This is a genomic window from Rhizobium favelukesii (assembly GCF_000577275.2).
Classification (GTDB): domain Bacteria; phylum Pseudomonadota; class Alphaproteobacteria; order Rhizobiales; family Rhizobiaceae; genus Rhizobium; species Rhizobium favelukesii.
This window is the reverse complement of the sequence record NZ_HG916852.1, coordinates 1650703-1667911: the sequence shown is the minus strand read 5'-3', so window position 1 is coordinate 1667911 and position 17209 is coordinate 1650703. Positions and strand designations below refer to the sequence as shown.

At 60.6% G+C, this 17209-nt stretch carries 14 protein-coding genes and 3 pseudogenes; 12 read left to right on the top strand and 5 right to left on the bottom strand.

What is annotated here, in order from left to right; all coding sequences use genetic code 11:
• Positions 1-190: 190 nt before the first annotated feature.
• The 3 genes from LPU83_RS46690 to LPU83_RS46680 form a co-directional block, all read right to left on the bottom strand.
• Positions 191-853 carry a TetR/AcrR family transcriptional regulator gene (locus LPU83_RS46690; RefSeq protein WP_024314686.1) on the bottom strand — a complete coding sequence of 221 codons (663 nt, stop codon included), beginning with the start codon at positions 851-853 and terminating at the stop codon, positions 191-193.
• 150 nt (positions 854-1003) lie between these two features.
• Positions 1004-1621, bottom strand: a complete 618-nt coding sequence (locus LPU83_RS46685; RefSeq protein WP_024314687.1) for a GNAT family N-acetyltransferase — start codon at positions 1619-1621, stop codon at positions 1004-1006.
• On the bottom strand, positions 1621-3270 hold the full coding sequence (locus tag LPU83_RS46680) for an acyl-CoA dehydrogenase family protein (protein ID WP_024314688.1): 1650 nt from the start codon (positions 3268-3270) through the stop codon (positions 1621-1623). The genes LPU83_RS46685 and LPU83_RS46680 overlap by 1 nt, the downstream gene beginning before the upstream one ends.
• A gap of 179 nt (positions 3271-3449) precedes the next feature.
• On the opposite strand from LPU83_RS46680, the gene LPU83_RS46675 reads away from it, so the two are divergent.
• The 7 genes and pseudogenes from LPU83_RS46675 to LPU83_RS75765 all read left to right on the top strand — a co-directional run.
• A complete protein-coding gene (locus LPU83_RS46675) occupies positions 3450-4406 on the top strand; it encodes an aspartate carbamoyltransferase catalytic subunit (protein WP_024314689.1) in 957 nt (318 codons plus the stop codon).
• The gene (locus LPU83_RS46670) at positions 4403-5692 is read left to right on the top strand and encodes a dihydroorotase (protein WP_024314690.1); all 1290 of its coding nucleotides are present in this window, start codon (positions 4403-4405) and stop codon (positions 5690-5692) included. Before LPU83_RS46675 ends, LPU83_RS46670 begins: the two co-directional genes overlap by 4 nt.
• A gap of 20 nt (positions 5693-5712) precedes the next feature.
• Positions 5713-6333: a glycerol-3-phosphate 1-O-acyltransferase PlsY gene (plsY, locus tag LPU83_RS46665; protein WP_024314691.1), complete on the top strand. Its 621-nt coding sequence runs from the start codon at positions 5713-5715 to the stop codon at positions 6331-6333.
• Positions 6334-6440: 107 nt separating this feature from the next.
• Positions 6441-6559 (top strand): annotated as a pseudogene (locus LPU83_RS75780) (hypothetical protein).
• Between the two features lie 71 nt (positions 6560-6630).
• Positions 6631-6918, top strand: coding sequence for a DNA-processing protein DprA (locus tag LPU83_RS75775; RefSeq protein ID WP_375679384.1), 288 nt, complete (start codon positions 6631-6633; stop codon positions 6916-6918).
• A pseudogene (locus LPU83_RS75770) lies at positions 6818-7156 on the top strand (DNA-processing protein DprA); the annotation flags it as partial. The gene LPU83_RS75775 and the pseudogene LPU83_RS75770, both read left to right, overlap by 101 nt.
• Positions 7157-7288: 132 nt before the next feature.
• Positions 7289-7469: pseudogene (locus LPU83_RS75765) on the top strand (DprA-like winged helix domain-containing protein); the annotation flags it as partial.
• A gap of 5 nt (positions 7470-7474) precedes the next feature.
• On the opposite strand, the gene LPU83_RS46655 reads toward LPU83_RS75765, so the two are convergent.
• The gene (locus LPU83_RS46655; RefSeq protein ID WP_024314694.1) at positions 7475-7654 is read right to left on the bottom strand and encodes a hypothetical protein; all 180 of its coding nucleotides are present in this window, start codon (positions 7652-7654) and stop codon (positions 7475-7477) included.
• Between the two features lie 257 nt (positions 7655-7911).
• Here LPU83_RS46655 and topA point away from each other — a divergent pair, with 257 nt between their 5' ends.
• From topA to rpmG, 5 genes are all read left to right on the top strand, one after another.
• A complete protein-coding gene (gene topA / locus LPU83_RS46650) occupies positions 7912-10557 on the top strand; it encodes a type I DNA topoisomerase (protein WP_024314695.1) in 2646 nt (881 codons plus the stop codon).
• Positions 10558-10559: 2 nt separating this feature from the next.
• Positions 10560-12932, top strand: coding sequence for a ribonuclease R (gene rnr / locus LPU83_RS46645; RefSeq protein WP_024314696.1), 2373 nt, complete (start codon positions 10560-10562; stop codon positions 12930-12932).
• 32 nt (positions 12933-12964) lie between these two features.
• The gene (locus LPU83_RS46640) at positions 12965-13420 is read left to right on the top strand and encodes a DUF983 domain-containing protein (protein WP_024314697.1); all 456 of its coding nucleotides are present in this window, start codon (positions 12965-12967) and stop codon (positions 13418-13420) included.
• A 258-nt stretch (positions 13421-13678) separates the two neighbouring features.
• Positions 13679-14866 carry an MFS transporter gene (locus tag LPU83_RS46635; RefSeq protein ID WP_024314698.1) on the top strand — a complete coding sequence of 396 codons (1188 nt, stop codon included), beginning with the start codon at positions 13679-13681 and terminating at the stop codon, positions 14864-14866.
• Positions 14867-14959: 93 nt separating this feature from the next.
• Entirely contained in the window at positions 14960-15127 is a 168-nt protein-coding gene (rpmG, locus tag LPU83_RS46630) for a 50S ribosomal protein L33 (RefSeq protein ID WP_003587245.1), read from the top strand.
• 707 nt (positions 15128-15834) lie between these two features.
• Here the strand turns inward: rpmG and LPU83_RS46625 are convergent.
• On the bottom strand, positions 15835-17205 hold the full coding sequence (locus tag LPU83_RS46625; RefSeq protein WP_024314699.1) for a PleD family two-component system response regulator: 1371 nt from the start codon (positions 17203-17205) through the stop codon (positions 15835-15837).
• Positions 17206-17209 lie beyond the last annotated feature (4 nt).

The window sequence follows — 17209 nt, the reverse complement described above, 5'->3', positions numbered from 1 at the left end:
GGTTGTCAGAAACGCAAGCGCTTGTGCGGTTTTGGGTACAACATGGTCCCCTAACCTGTACCACGGAGGGCTAAATCAGGGTAGAAACCCTCCGTGGTCTTTCAATTAAATCAATCACTTAGCCCCAAGATTTTTAACCATTTGTTAAGGTTAACGGGCATCCGACTGCCTGTGGAAAGCTGTTTGCGCTTCAGCCGTAAACGCCGCGAACGATGCGTTTCAGGGCGGTCGCGGCCTTCTCCCAGTCCTTCGGCGTCTTCAACGCCAGGCCAGCGCACTGACCGCCCGCGGATGCGGACAGCACGAGATGTTGGATGGCTGCAATCAGAATCGCATTGACGGCCACGACGTCGACGCCCTTCGGCGGCGTCAGCGATCCACGCATGCGGTCGAGCCAGTTTGCCAAGGCCTTCGACCGCGCTTCGGAAAGCCGCCTCACCTGCTCGGTGTTCTCGGAGACTTCCCAGGCAACGATACGACGAACAAGCGGATCGTCCCGCAAGGCCTCGAGGAACAGGAGTGACAGGCGCTCCATCAAATCCCCGTAGGTCAGGAGGAACATGCCGCCGGTGTCTTCGGGAATGCGATCCTTGACCCAGGTGCCGAGATCAGCGCCGATCGCTTCCACCAAGCCGTTCAGGCCGCCGTAGTAGCGGTAGATCAACTGCTTGTCGCATCCTGCGCGGCGGGCAACTGCGTTGATCCCGAAATTCTGGAACCCCTCCTCCGCCAGCAGCGACTTGGCTGCCTTCAGGATCGCCTTTTCGGTCGCCCCGCGGTCGCGGATACGCTTTTCGGGTTCGACACGCATTGCCTCAGCAACGGGCGCTAGCACCATGGGATCATTGAGCATCAGGGATTCGGTCCGGTTGTCACTCTGCGGTGAGTAGCAACACTGCTGCGAACCGGCAACGGAGACATCTTCGAAAGATTGTGGACAATCGGCCAAAGACGGAACAATTACAACGATGTCACCATGCGGGGATGGCTTTGCAACAGGCTGTTACAGTCGCTGCCCGAACCAGGCGGTCGGGTCGGAAGGATCGACCAATGGCGGCTCGATTCGACTAAATCCGCGGGAGCCCCAGAAGCGTAGGGCGCCATGATTGTTCGCATTCGCGCCGAGGTGGACTGCCTCGACAGCAGCCTGTCGTGCATTCGTCAGCCAGCGGTCGAAAAGCTTGGTGCCCATCCCCTGCCCCTGTAGGCGAGGCAGGAGGTTCATGTGGATATGGGCGGGAAAGGCTTCGACGAGCGTCGCGGGCACACGAGACGGGCGATGGATCGCGGCGATGTGCTTCTGATCCGCGTCCCAGCTGGCCGGATCGCCCTGCGGATCGGCGTACGTCTCTCGCAGCGCCGGCCACCAATCGCGTTCAAGCCGCTCCTCGAAAAAAACCGTATCGAAGACGCCGACGATATAGCCTGCCACACCCTCAAAATCCTCTGCCACAAAAGCCGTTTCGGGGCTGAGCTCAATGTAGGGCGCTGAGTAGATGTGGCCGATCAGCTTGCCGTCGTGATGCAATTGGGACGCGTCGCCGCCGGCATCGCCGGTCAGGAGAGAGATTGCGTAAATCTGTTCCAGATCTTCGGCACGGACAGGACGCAGCGTTGTCATCAGTTTGCCGGTGGATAGAGAAGATCGACGATGTAGCTGGCGTCGAAGCGCGAATCGAGCATGCCGTAGGTGGAGCGCCAACCGCTCGCGAGACGGGTCTCGATGAAGGCATCGGCGATCCGCCCTGCTCCGAGGCGATAAAGTTCGGCTGCGCCGGCGGCAAGCGCCAACTGCTCGACCAGAAGCCGGGCTGCGCCCTCGTCACGCTCGCACAGCGCCATGGCGGCCCGCAGAACGTCGATTGTCTTCTTGCCGGCCGGTCCGAGATCCCGCGCGAGCCCAGCAAAGACCGTTTCGAAGAGATCCTTGCCGCGGTTCAGGATGCGCAGCACGTCGAGCGCCATCACATTGCCGGAGCCTTCCCAGATCGCGTTGACCGGCGCTTCGCGATAATGACGGGCGATCGGACGCTCCTCGATGTAGCCGCTGCCGCCGATGCACTCCATCGCTTCGTAGATCAATGCGGGCGCTATCTTGCAGCACCAGTATTTCGCAACCGGCGTCATGACGCGGGCGTAGGCCGCCTCTTCGGCGCTAGCGCGTGCTCTGTCGAATGCGTCGGCAAGTCGGAAGGACAGCGCCGTCGCGGCGGCCACATCGAGCGCCATGTCGGCCAAGACGCGCGTCATGATCGGTTGGTTGACCAGCATCTTGCCGAAAACGCTGCGTCCGCGGGTGTGGTGGACAGCCTCGGCGAGCGAGGCGCGCATGATGCCTGACGATGCCAGCGCGCAGTCGAGACGCGTCAACGTCACCATGTCGAGGATGGTTCGGATGCCGCCATCGGGCGTGCCGAGCAGGAAGCCGAAGGTATCGTTGAAGTCGACTTCGGAAGAGGCATTGGAACGGTTGCCGACCTTGTCCTTCAGGCGCTGGAAGTGCAGGCCGTTCGCAGAGCCATCTTCCAGCAGCCGTGGAACCAGGAAGCAGCCCATCCCATCCTTCGTCTGCGCCAGCATCACGAAGGCGTCGCTCATCGGAGCCGACATGAACCATTTGTGGCCGGACAGGCGATAGATGCCTTCGCTGACCTTTTCCGCCGCCGTCTTGTTTGCGCGTACGTCGGTGCCGCCTTGCTTCTCCGTCATGCCCATGCCGATCGTCACGGCAGATTTCTGCATGGCCGGCTTGTTCGTGGAATCATACTTGCGTGACAGGATCTTCGGCGCCCAGTCCTTCTGCACGGCCGGCGACGCGGAAAGGGCAGCAACCGAGGCGCTCGTCATCGTCAGCGGGCAAAGATGGCCAGATTCGAGCTGCGCCGTCAGATAGAAGCGCGCCGCCCTGATCTTGTGTGCCTGGTTTTTCGCCTCGGTATCCGCCTGCGGATCCCAGACCGACGAGTGAAGCCCCGATGACATCGAACGGCGCATCAGCGCATGCCAGGCGGGATGGAACTCGACGACATCCAGCCGCTCGCCGCGCGGACCATGCGTGCGCAGCTGCGGCGTGCCCTGATTTGCCATGCGCGCCAGTTCCTGCGCCTCCGGCGAAGTCACATAGCGGCCCATATTGTCGAGATCATCGCGGATCCCGCGCGGCAACGTGCCGGTCAGGTCAACGATCAGCGGATCGGACCTGTAGGCATTGATACCGGACCACAGGCTCGGTTGGTTGAGTTCGGCAAGTTTCTCTTCGGCGGGCGTCATGAATCGCTTCTAGTGCAAGAGGCAGGCAAAGGGAAACCGGAAGTTATAATTTCCCTATCTCTGCAATAGTTGAATTCGGGCAAAATTGCAGGGGGAGACAGGCCTTTCCCACAGCGCAAGCTTGCCGCCGCCCGGCTCACTCTTTATAGACCCCGCAGACGACAGCAAGAGGCAGGTTCATGGTCTTCTTTCCCCACCGCCACCTCATCGGTATCAAAGGGCTCACAGAGCAGGATATCACCTTTCTTCTCGACAAGGCCGACGAGGCCGTCAAGATCAGCCGGCAGCGAGAGAAGAAGACGTCGACGCTCCGCGGCCTCACGCAGATCAACCTTTTCTTCGAAGCCTCGACGCGCACTCAATCGTCCTTCGAGCTCGCCGGAAAACGCCTCGGCGCCGACGTGATGAACATGTCAGTCGGCAATTCTTCGGTGAAGAAGGGCGAGACGCTGATCGATACGGCGATGACGCTGAACGCAATGCGGCCCGATGTGCTGGTTATACGCCATTCCAGCGCCGGTGCCGCCGCCCTGCTTGCCCAGAAGGTTTCCTGCTCGGTGGTCAACGCCGGTGACGGTCAGCACGAGCATCCGACGCAGGCGCTGCTAGACGCGCTGACGATCCGCCGCGCCAAGGGCAAGCTGTCGCGCATCATCGTCGCCATCTGCGGCGACGTTCTGCATTCGCGCGTCGCGCGTTCGAATATCCTACTGCTGAACGCAATGGGCGCACGCGTGCGCGTCGTTGCTCCGGCAACGCTTCTTCCCGCTGGCATTACCGATATGGGCGTCGAGGTCTTCCATTCCATGAAGGAAGGTCTGAAGGGCGCCGATGTGGTGATGATGCTGCGCCTGCAGCGCGAACGCATGTCCGGTGCCTTCGTGCCGTCGGTGCGCGAATACTATCACTTCTACGGGCTAGACACGGAGACGCTGAGGGCGGCGAAGGAAGACGCCCTGGTCATGCACCCCGGACCGATGAACCGTGGCGTCGAGATCTCCTCGGAGGTCGCGGACGGGCCGCAGAGCGTGATCGCAGAACAGGTGGAAATGGGGGTTGCTGTGCGCATGGCTGTGATGGAGACGCTGCTTGTGTCGCAAAATCAGGGTCCTCGCACCGAAGGAGCCGGTGCATGAGAAACTCGATCGTCCTCAAGAACGTTCGCATCCTCGATCCGTCGCGCGATCTCGACGAAGTCGGCACCATCATCGTCAAGGACGGCGTGATCGTCGCAGCCGGCGCGGATGCGCAGAACCAGGGCACGCCTGCTGGCGCCGAAGTGCGCGATTGCACCGGCCTCGTCGCCGCGCCGGGCCTCGTCGATGCGCGCGTCCATATCGGCGAACCCGGAGCTGAGCATCGCGAAACGATCGCTTCGGCGAGCCGTGCGGCAGCGGCCGGCGGCGTCACCTCGATCATCATGATGCCGGATACCGATCCTGTCATCGACGACATCGCGCTGGTCGAGTTCGTCAAGAAGACCGCGAAGGACAAGTCGCTGGTCAACGTTTATCCGGCAGCGGCGATCACCAAGCATCTTGCCGGCGAGGAAATGACCGAGATCGGCCTGCTGATGGAAGCGGGCGCTGTTGCCTTCACCGATGGTCGCTCGAGCGTGCACGACACACAGGTCCTGCGCCGGGTCATGACTTATGCGCGCGAATTCGGCGCCGTAATCTCCTGCGAGACGCGCGACAAATATCTCGGCGCCACCGGCGTGATGCATGAGGGACTGTTTGCCAGCTGGCTCGGCCTCGGCGGCATCCCGAAGGAAGCCGAACTCATTCCGCTCGAGCGCGATCTGCGTATCGCCAAGCTGACACGTGGCAACTACCACGCGGCGATGATCTCCGTCCCGGAATCGGTCGAGGCGATCGAACTTGCCAAGGTTCGCGGCGCCACCGTGACCTGCGGCATCTCGATCAACAATCTGTCGCTCAACGAAAACGATATCGGCGAGTACCGCACCTTCTTCAAGCTCTACCCGCCGCTGCGCTCCGAAGGCGATCGCGTAGCGATGGTGGATGCACTGGCACGCGGTGCGATCGATATCATCGTGTCCTCGCACGATCCGCAGGATGTCGACACGAAGCGTCTGCCCTTCGGCGAAGCTGCAGATGGCGCCGTCGGCCTCGAAACGATGCTCGCTGCGGCGCTCCGCCTGCATCACAGCGGTCAGGTGAGCCTGATGCGCCTTATCGATGCGATGTCGACGCGACCGGCGCGGATTTTCGGCCTCGAGGCCGGCACGCTGAAGCCGGGCGCGAAGGCGGATATTACGCTGATCGATCTCGATGACCCTTGGCTTGTTTCGAAGGACATGCTTCTTTCCCGCTCGAAGAATACGCCGTTCGAAGACGCGCGCTTCAGCGGACGCGCTGTTGCGACCTACGTCGCCGGACAGTGCGTGTATACGATATAAAAAGACCACCGGAGGGGAACATGGTCTCGGATCTCATGACGTGGCAGATCACGCTGCCGATCGCATTGGCGGCTGCCGCCATCGGCTACCTGCTCGGCTCCATCCCGTTCGGCCTGATCCTGACAAAGGCCGCCGGTCTCGGTGATCTGCGCAGCATTGGATCCGGCAATATCGGCGCGACCAACGTGCTCAGAACCGGCAATAAGAAGCTTGCCGCGGCAACGCTTCTCCTCGATGCGCTGAAGGCATCCGCGGCGGCCTGGATCGTCGGTTACTTCCTGGGCGACGAAGCAGCGCTGATCGCCGGCTTCTTCGCCTTCATCGGTCACCTCTTCCCGGTCTGGATCGGCTTTAAGGGCGGCAAGGGTGTTGCCACCTATATCGGCACGCTGCTCGGCGTCGCCCCAATCATGGTTCTGGCCTTTGCCGCGGTCTGGTTGGCAGTCGCCTTCACGACGCGCTATTCGTCGCTTTCCGCACTGGTTGCAATGCTTGTCGTTCCGGCTGCATTGTGGATACTTGGCGCCGAGAAGGTTGCAGCTGTCATGGCCATCATGACCGTCATCTCCTACTGGAAGCACAAGACCAACATCTCCCGCCTGATAAGCGGGACGGAAAGCAAGATCGGGGCGAAGGGATAGGATGGACGCTCGCAGCGCACCGCCAAAGGGAATTGCGCTGACGAAAGCGGCAACGCATCGCCTGGCTGCGTCTTATCCGCTCCGACAATGTCGGGCCCGCGACCTTCGTGACCTTATCAATCATTTCGGATCCGCCGAGACTACCCTGGCCGCGCTCCCCGAGCTTTCTGCACGTGGTGGGGCGACGCGGGCGATCCGGATAGCGCGACGGAGAACGAACGCATAAGGAGCTGGAGGCAGCCCGACGCTTTTGGCGCCCGGTTTGTCGGTATCGGCGAGCCGGAGTACCCGCAGGCGTTGAAGCAAGTCGACGGTGCTCCGCCATTGCTCGCCGTCAAAGGCAATCTTTTTGTTTCCTCGCAGCCGGCAGTCGGATTTGTCGGCTCCCGCAACGCCTCCATCAGTGGAGCGAAGTTCGCCGCCACGATTGCGCGCCAGTGCGGCCCAGGCAGGCTATGTGGTTGTCTCCGGTCTTGCGCGCGGCATCGATACGGCAACGCATCACGCAAGCCTCGAAACCGGAACTGTGGCCGCCATGGCCGGAGGTTTGTCAGCCTGCCCGCCGGAGAACGCCGGTCTGCTTGACGAAATCTGGAATGGCAACGGACTTGCCATCAGCGAAATGCCGTTCGGCTGAGAACCACGCGCACGCGACTTTCCGCGCCGAAACCGGCTGATCGCCGGCGTTTCGCTCGGCGTCGTCGCTGTCGAAGCGGCAATGCGCCCGGGCTCACTTATCATGGCAAGGCTTGCCGGCGAGTTCAGCAGGCCGGTGTTCGCGGTGCCGGGTTCGCCGCTCGACCGGCGTTGTCACAGCACCAACGAATTGCTGAAAGATGGAGCAATGATATTCACCACTCCGGGTGATCTCACCGAAGCTTTGGCACCCCTCTCGCAGATCGATCGCTCCTCAGCGCCCGTCGCGGCGCGAGGGCGGTCGTTCGATACTGCCGCCGGTGACCCCGATCGCTCGCTCATCGTCGATGCGCTCGGCCCGACGTCTGTTGAGGTCGACGACGTCATCCGTCACACCAGTTTGCCGGCGCCTTCGGTCTATCTTGCCCTGCTGGAGCTGACTATCGCCGGATGACTATCGCCATCAAGGCGGCTTCGTCTCGCTTGCAATGGGCGACTGAGGTTCCTACATCGAGGCCTGCAAATCGCCGGCCTCCACATTGGCCATTTCGATCAGATAGCACAGCATATCGGCGTTCTCGTCTTCCGCCACCCGCCGCAACTCAGCAAGCATCTGCCTGATGGAAGCGATGTTCTCATGCGAGCCGGATCGTCCGGTATCTTTCTTTGCGAACTTGGCCGCCATGGGATAGTCTCTGAGGAAAGAGAAATGCTGCCTTTCGGCGGGCCCGAACCACACTTCAAAAACGATACTTCAATTATCAGAAATTGCAATACGTTGACTATCTCGTATTGGTTGCATCACGTCGTAATGCGTAAAAATGAAGTCAAAACACTTGACCGAAACGATTTCCCTGTCCATGTCGAAGAACCGGTTATCTTGGCATGGCAGGGATTCCATCTGCTTATCCGCCGGTTTGGCGCATTTTTTAGAGAATCATGATGAATGTTGTAGTGGTGGAATCGCCTGCCAAGGCAAAGACGATCAACAAGTATCTGGGGCCCGGATACAAGGTGCTCGCCTCCTTCGGCCATGTCCGCGATCTGCCTGCCAAGGACGGCTCGGTTCTTCCCGACCAGGATTTCGAGATGTTGTGGGAGGTCGATGGTGCGTCAGCCAAGCGGATCAAGGACATCGCCGATGCGGTGAAGTCTTCCGACGGCCTGTTCCTTGCAACCGACCCGGATCGCGAGGGTGAAGCGATTTCCTGGCACGTCCTCGACATGCTGAACAAAAAGCGCGTCCTGAACGGCAAAACGGTGAAGCGGGTCGTTTTCAACGCGATCACCAAGAAAGCCGTCCTCGATGCGATGGCCGAACCGCGCGACATCGACGTACCGCTGGTTGATGCCTATCTGGCTCGCCGCGCCCTCGATTACCTCGTCGGCTTCAACCTTTCCCCAGTTCTTTGGCGCAAGCTTCCGGGCGCGCGTTCGGCGGGCCGTGTGCAGTCGGTGGCGCTTCGCCTGGTTTGCGATCGCGAATCCGAAATCGAGCGCTTCATCTCGGAAGAATACTGGAACCTTTCGGCCCTGTTGAAGACGCCGCGGGGCGACGAATTCGAGGCAAAGCTGGTTGCAGCGAATGGCAAGCGGTTGCAGGCTCGCTCGATCGCAAACGGCGAGGAAGCCGGCACACTGAAGGCGCTTCTCGAAGGTGCCACGTATGTCGTCGATACGGTGGAAGCGAAACCGGTCAAGCGCAACCCGGGACCACCCTTCACAACGTCCACGCTGCAACAGGCCGCTTCATCGAAGCTCGGCTTTTCGGCGTCCCGCACCATGCAGGTTGCCCAGAAGCTCTATGAGGGGGTCGACATCGGTGGCGAGACGGTCGGTCTGATCACCTATATGCGTACGGACGGTGTGCAGATGGCGCCCGAAGCCATTGATGCGGCACGGGCTGCCATCGTCGATCAATTCGGCCAACGCTACATGCCGGAAAAGGCGCGCTTCTATTCCACCAAGGCGAAGAACGCCCAGGAAGCCCACGAAGCAATCCGGCCGACCGACTTCAATCGCTCGCCCGATCGAGTGCGTCAGTTCCTCGATGCCGACCAGTTAAGGCTTTACGACCTTGTCTGGAAGCGTGGTATCGCGAGCCAGATGGCCTCCGCGGAGATCGAACGCACGACGGCTGAGATCACCGCCGACAACAACGGCCAGAAGGCCGGTCTGCGCGCTGTCGGCTCCGTCATCCGCTTCGATGGTTTCATCGCCGCCTATACTGACCAGAAGGAGGACGGCGAACAGAGCGACGACGGCGACGAAGATGGTCGCCTGCCCGAGATCAACGCCCGCGAAAACCTCGCGAAGCAGAAGATCAATTCGACCCAACACTTCACCGAGCCGCCGCCGCGCTACTCGGAAGCGTCGCTGATCAAGAAGATGGAAGAGCTCGGCATCGGGCGTCCGTCTACCTACGCCGCGACGCTGGCGACGCTGCGTGACCGGGAATACGTCACCATCGACAAGCGCAAGCTCATTCCGCAGGCGAAGGGCCGGCTGGTGACTGCCTTCCTCGAAAGCTTCTTCACCAAGTACGTCGAGTACGACTTCACGGCAGACCTTGAAGAGAAGCTCGACCGGATCTCGGCGGGTGAACTGAACTGGAAGCAGGTCCTGCGCGATTTCTGGAAGGACTTCTTCTCCCAGATCGAGGACACGAAGGAGCTTCGCGTCACCAACGTTCTCGACTCGCTCAACGAGGCGCTCGCGCCGCTTGTTTTCCCGAAGCGCGAAGATGGCGGGGATCCGCGCATCTGTCAGGTTTGCGGCACCGGCAATCTTTCGCTGAAGCTGGGAAAATACGGCGCCTTCGTCGGCTGCTCGAATTATCCAGAATGCAACTATACCCGTCAGCTTTCGTCCGAAGGCGGTTCGGAAGCCGAAGGCACCGGGCTGAACGAGCCGAAGAATCTCGGCACCGACCCGGTGACCGGCGAGGAATTGACGCTGCGTTCCGGACGCTTCGGCCCCTACATTCAGCGTGGCGACGGCAAGGATGCCAAGCGTGCTTCCCTGCCGAAGGGCTGGAAGCCTGACGATATCGACTACGAAAAGGCAATGGCATTGATTTCGCTGCCACGCGATATCGGCAAGCACCCGGAAACCAGCAAGATGATTTCCTCCGGCATCGGGCGCTATGGACCGTTTCTCCTGCACGATGGCGGCTACGCCAATCTCGAAAGCGTCGAGGACGTGTTCTCAATTGGTCTTAACCGCGCCGTCACCGTGATCGCCGAGAAGGCGAGCAAGGCACCGGGCGGGCGGGCGTCAGCGGCAGCGCTGAAGGAACTCGGCGACCATCCGGATGGCGGCGCAATCACCATTCGCGACGGCAAGTATGGCCCCTATGTGAACTGGGGCAAGGTTAACGCGACGCTGCCGAAGGGCACCGATCCGCAGGCTCTGACAGTCGAGGAAGCGCTCGCGCTGATCGCCGCAAAGGCAGGCAAGGCACCGGCTTCGAAGAGCAAGGCAAAACCGAAGGCGAAGGCCGCGGCGGCCGAAACGAAGACGGCCAAGACCGCCGCCAAGCCGAAGGCGACGAAGGCCAAGGCGCCGGCAAAGACGAAAAAGAGCTGAGAGTGAGCAAAATCCCGCGGGAAAGAATGAAGGGCATGGGCAAGCGCCCGGGCAAGATTGGACACTCCAGCCAGCCACCCGCCGCCGATCCACTGAACATCGCCCATGGCGCGCTGCCCTCCCGTGAGGTTATCCTGCGTTTCATTGCCGATCATCCGCAGAAGGCGTCGAAGCGCGAGTTGGCGAAGGCGTTCGGGCTGAAAGGCGAAAGCCGCGTCGAGCTCAAGCACCTGCTGCGCGAACTGGAGCAGGAAGGCATGCTCCAGAAGACGCGCAAGTCGCTAATCCGGCCGGGAGCCTTGCCGCCCGTCACCGTGCTCGACATCACGACGCGCGACAAGGACGGCGAACTGATCGGCCGGCCGGCGGAGTGGCCCGATGACCAGGGCGTCGCGCCGGCCGTCGCCATCCGCCAATCGACCTCTCCCGCGGGACGCAACGGCAAGGGCAAGGCGCCCGTTGCCGGCATGGGCGATCGCATTCTAGCGAAAATCTTTCCGGCCGCCGACCGCGGCGGACCGGCCTATACCGCGCGTATCATCAAGATCCTCGACAAGCGCCGCACCGCCAGCATGGGCGTCTTCAAGGATGCGCCGGGTGGAGCCGGACGTCTGCTACCGATCGACCGGCGCGGCGAGGAAATGGTCATCGACCCCGACTATAAGGGCGAGGCCAAGGACGGCGATCTCGTCGAGGTCGAAGTTGCACGTCTTTCGCGCTTCGGCCTGCCGCGCGCCAAGGTGCTGTCGATCATCGGTTCCGTCGCATCAGAAAAGGCGATCTCGATGATCGCCATCCATGCGCATGGCATTCCGCACATATTCCCGCCGGCAGTTGTCGCCGAGGCGGATGATGCCAAGCCCGCGACGATGTCGCATCGCGAGGATTGGCGCGATGTCCCACTCATCACCATCGATCCGGCCGACGCGAAAGACCATGACGACGCGGTCTATGCCGAGACCGATCCTTCAGCTGACAATCGCGACGGCGTCATCGTCACCGTCGCCATCGCCGACGTTTCCTATTACGTGCGCCCGAACTCGCCGCTCGACCGCGAGGCCTTGAAGCGTGGCAACTCGGTTTATTTCCCCGACCGGGTTGTGCCGATGCTGCCAGAGCGGATTTCGAATGACCTCTGCTCGCTGAGAGAAGGTCTGGACCGCCCGGCGCTTGCCGTTCGCATGGTGTTTTCGAACGACGGCCGCAAGATCGGCCATACCTTCCATCGCATTATGATGAAGAGTGCGGCAAAGCTCTCCTACCAGCAGGCACAGGCAGCGATCGACGGAAAACCCGACGACAAGACGGGACCGCTTCTTGAACCCATTCTGAAGCCGCTCTGGAATGCCTACAGGGTGATGACGCGCGGGCGCGAACGACGCCAGCCGCTCGAGCTCGACATGCCTGAGCGCAAAATCCTGCTGAAGCCGGATGGCACCGTGGACCGCGTCTTCGTGCCGCCACGCCTCGACGCGCACAAGCTAATCGAAGAAATGATGATCCAAGCAAACGTTTCTGCAGCCGAGACGTTGGAGAAGAAGCGGCAGGTATTGATCTACCGAATTCATGACGGGCCGACGCTCGCCAAGCAGGAAGTGCTGCGTGAGTTTCTGGCGACCCTCGGCATATCGCTCGCCAAGGGCGGCAACATGCGCGCCAACAATTTCAACATGATCCTTGCCAAGGCCGATGATACCCCGCATCAGACGATGGTCAACGAGATGGTGCTGCGCTCGCAGAGCCAGGCAATCTACAGCCCCGAGAACATCGGGCACTTCGGGCTGAACCTGATGAAGTACGCGCACTTCACCTCGCCGATCCGTCGCTATGCGGACCTCATCGTCCATCGTGCGCTGGTCGGCTCGCTCGGCTTCGGCGAAGGCGGCATCACACCCGATGAGGAAGGGGTGCTCGACGACATCGCCGCCGAGATCTCCACCTTCGAGCGGCGAGCCATGGCTGCCGAGCGCGAAACGATAGACCGCCTGATTGCCCATCATCTTGCCGGCCGCATCGGCGAGGAATTCGAAGGACGCGTATCAGGTGTGACGAAATCGGGACTATTTGTCACTCTCCCGGACTATGGAGCGGACGGCTTCGTTCCTATATCTACGCTCGGAACGGACTACTTCATCTACGATGAGGCGCACCAAGCACTGACTGGCGAAAAGACCGGGCTCGGATATCGCCTTGGCGACAGTGTCACGGTCAAGCTTGCAGAAGCCATTCCGCTTGCCGGTGCGCTACGCTTCGAGATGATCAGCGAGGGGCGAAAGATGCCGACCGCTGTACGTTCGTTCCACAAGGCGGGCCGGCGCGACGCAAGCCGCGCGCGCAAAAAGGCCGGAACAAGGCCGCCAAGAGGGCGGCAATAGGCGTGTAGGGACGCCGCGAAAGGAAATGAACCATGACGACCACCTCGAGCGACCAGGCAATCCGTTACGGGGGCAGCGACGAGGTGGAGCGTCCGCTCGGCCGCTCTATCAAGCGCGGCATGCTGAACACCTGCCCCGCATGCGGCAGCGGCAAACTCTTCAAAAGCTTCCTGAAGCCGGTCGACAATTGTGCTGCCTGCGGCGAAGCCATGCACCACCATCGCTCGGACGACCTGCCGCCCTACCTCGCGATCGTGGTCATCGGCCACCTCATCATCGGCGGCTACATGGCAACTGACCTCGTTTGGCCAATGCCCCTCTGGCTCACCTTCGCGATCTGGACGCCCATCACCCTGATCGCCACGCTGCTGATCATCCAGCCGATCAAAGGCGGCGTCATCGGCCTGCAATGGGCGTTGAAGATGCACGGCTTCGGTGGCCAAACCGACGATCATGACGCCTACGAGATACCGGGCCGCAAACGCTAGGCGTAGCTGCCCCTTCACCTTCACGACACAATTGACGTGTAGTGGCACGCCCCAACGGCGCTGCGGTTCCGCGGGGCGAAATCTCATGTGTATTCGGTAAGCTTCTTTGACTATACCAATTCAAGTTCATCCAGGTTATTGCCGCCAGCGCGTTTCATCTTGTAAAGCACAGCCGTCATTTGGATTTGGCACAACTGTGCCTTTCTATGGTGCTGCGCGGTGAGCGAACCTGTGCAGCAAGTCTCTAAGGATGCGTATATGTCTCAGCCGCGAAACGGCACAACACCAGGCGATGTCGAAGAAATTCATTGGCCTTCGTTGGTGGCAGCCGTCTCGTCCATCTCCGCTGTCGGCATAGCAATCGGCCTCGGGCTTCCGCTTCTCAGCATCATTCTCGAAAAACGCGGCATTCCCTCGACGCTTATCGGATTGAACACGGCTATGGCCGGGGTTGCCGCGATGGCGGCTGCCCCGATCACCACGAAATTGGCGCACAAGTACGGCGTCGCCCCGACCATGATCTGGGCCGTCGTGATTTCAGCGATCAGCGCGCTCGGCTTCTACTACGCCCAGGACTTCTGGATGTGGTTTCCGCTGCGTTTCGCCTTTCACGGCGCGACAACGACGCTGTTCATCCTATCGGAGTTCTGGATCAACGCCGCCTCGCCGCCTTCCAAGCGCGGCTTCGTGCTCGGTATCTATGCCACTGTCCTCTCGTTCGGGTTTGCAGGCGGGCCGCTCCTCTTTTCGATTCTCGGCAGCGATGGCATCCTGCCGTTTGCTGTCGGCGCAGGCGCCGTTCTGTTGGCGGCCATCCCGATCTATATCGCACGGTACGAAAGCCCGGTTCTCGAAGAGAAGCCGGAGCTGCATTTCATGCGCTACGTCTTCCTGGTCCCGACCGCGACGGCTGCCGTCTTTATCTTCGGGGCCGTTGAAGCCGGTGGCCTAGCGCTGTTCCCAATCTATGCAGTGCGCGCCTCCTTTACCGAATCGCAGGCAGCCCTGCTGCTGACCGTCATGGGAATCGGCAATGTGATCTTCCAGATTCCCGTCGGCCTGTTATCGGACCGCATGAAGGACAAGCGGTCGCTGCTGGCCGCCATGGCATTCATGGGCCTCATCGGCTCCCTGATGCTGCCGGTCCTCGTGCACAGCTGGATTCTGATGGCGACGGTACTCCTTTTCTGGGGAGGGTGTGTCGCGGGGCTCTATACGGTGGGCCTCAGTCACCTGGGTTCGCGCTTGACCGGCTCCGACCTCGCGGCCGCCAACGCGGCCTTTGTGTTTTGTTATGCGGTGGGCACCGTGGCCGGACCGCAGGTGATCGGCGCAGCCATCGACGTTGCCGGCAATGACGGTTTCGCCTGGGCGATCGCCGGATTCTTCGGCCTTTATGCCCTGCTTTCCGCCGTCAGGCTGCTTTTCCTCCGAAAGCGGGCTTGACTTTTCGGGCGGGATTCGTAGTTTCGCGCCAGAATTTGCCGTGGAGCCTATCCGGCCTGCCACGGCTTTCATTTTATTAAAGGCAGGACGACCATGGCCAAGGCTACCACAATCAAGATCAAGCTGCTGTCGACGGCCGACACCGGTTTCTTCTACGTCACGACGAAGAACAGCCGTACGATGACGGACAAGATGACGAAGACCAAGTACGACCCGATTGCAAAGAAGCACGTCGAGTTCAAGGAAACCAAGATCAAGTAATCGCTGGATCTGACGTTTTTCAAGAAGGCGCGCGCCCACCGGCTGCGCGCCTTTTTGTTTGCCGGCTTTGCTGTCTGGTTCGAGGCACAGAAACAGAAACGCCGCCCCTCCTGAAAATGCGGAAAGGACGGCGTTTACTCGAAAGGGGGTCGACCGGCAAGCAACGCGGCACGAGGAACCGCTTAATGTTGCGAACCAGCCGACCGACCCCACGACCCAGGAGATGCGGCGGACCTGAGCATCATGGGGTATCCCGGACTCCTCACAGGGAGTACTTATCTCTTATGGCCGATAATTTGCTCGAAAATGAAAGAAAATCAACAAATTCTTAATGGTTAGATTTCCGAGGTTGATTGCATGGTTAAAAGTACGGCTTTGGGACGATTTTTAGAACTTCGAGTCGCCTCCGGCGGCAAGAATAGCGCCAAATTGACAAAGAAGCGCGAAACTATAGACCAATAGTATTAGCTTGCGCCATTGCGCCTCGAAGCTCGGTTATCGCAGCTACTTGCGAAATGCCGGCTAAATCTGATTGATCCTCACATTTTTCGCTGAGCCCATGCCGCATCTGCTTGGCGCGATTTCGAGAGCCAACAAATGCTCGGGTCAGATGGCCGGCTTTGTATTCAAATTACTTGGCTGCTGCGCGTCGGCAGGCATGAATCAGGTAGCTGTGGATGACCCAAAATGCTTCATAGACGTGTTACTCAAGCCGCGGCGACGACGCGATTTCGGCCGCCCGTTTTTGCCTCGTAGAGCGCCAGATCGGCCTGCTTCATCAACTGTCCTGGAGTGATGATGGAGGAGATCCGTGACGAAATTCCGAATGAAGCCGTGACGCTCAACTCCTGCCCCGATGACTTCAGCAAGAACGGTACCGTCTCGACCGCGGAGCGCAACCTCTCCGCGACGGCTGCAGCGACTTCTGGCGACGTATCCGGCATGATTACCACGAATTCCTCGCCGCCGTAGCGGCAAGCAAGATCGGCACCACGGACAGTGGAACGGATGCGGCTCGCAAACTCCCGCAGCACATCGTCCCCCGCATCATGCCCATAGGTGTCGTTGACCTGTTTGAAGCGATCGATATCGGTGATCAGCACCGATAGCGGACGACCCCGCGCCATCGAGCGATTGAACAGCGTGCTCAGGTGATTATCCAGGTAGCGGCGATTGCTGAGCCCGGTCAACGGATCCGTGACCGCAAGCTCGATCGTCTGCTTCAGGCTCGCGCGCAAACGATCATTGTAGCGCTTGCGACGCATCTGCGTCAGGCTGCGTGCCACCAGTTCGTTGGGGTCGACCGGGCGAACGATATAGTCGTTGACGCCGAGTTCCAACGCCCGGATCGCCATGTCGTCGTCGCCCTGCTCGGTGATGATCAGTATCGGCAGAAAACGCGTGCGCTCCAACGAGCGGAGCTGCGAACACAAACGCAGCGGATCGTAATCCTCGAAGTTGGCGTTGACGATGACCAGTTCAAACGGATTTTCCGAGGCCTCGAAGAGAGCTGCCTGCGGATCCGAGATTGCGGAGACATCGGCGACAGGCTTCAGTGCCTTGATGATACGTTCCTGGGAGTTGGCACGCCCATCGACCAGCAGTACCTGGCCCGATTCGTCGCCCCGCCCCTCACCCGACCGCAGCAGTTCGTCGATCCCCATCGTCTGGGCGGTTTCAGCGCGAATGCGCAGTTCATCGCTGAGCGTCTTCAGCCGCAAGAGGCTCTTGACCCGCGAAATCAGTTGAAGGTCATTGACCGGCTTGGTGAGAAAGTCATCGGCGCCTGCCTTCAGGCCACGCACGCGGTCAGTCGGCTGATCCAAAGCCGTCACCATGACGACGGGTATGTGCGAGGTCTTTGGATTGGCCTTCAGGCGTTCGCACACTTCGAAGCCGTCCATCCCCGGCATCATGATATCTAGGAGGACAAGATCGACCTGGTTCCGCTCGCATATTGCCAGGGCCTGATAGCCGTCGCCGGCGGTCAATACATCGAAATACTCGGCGACTAGCCGCGCTTCGAGCAACTTGACGTTGGCCGGAATATCATCAACCACCAGAATGCGCGCAGTCATAGGC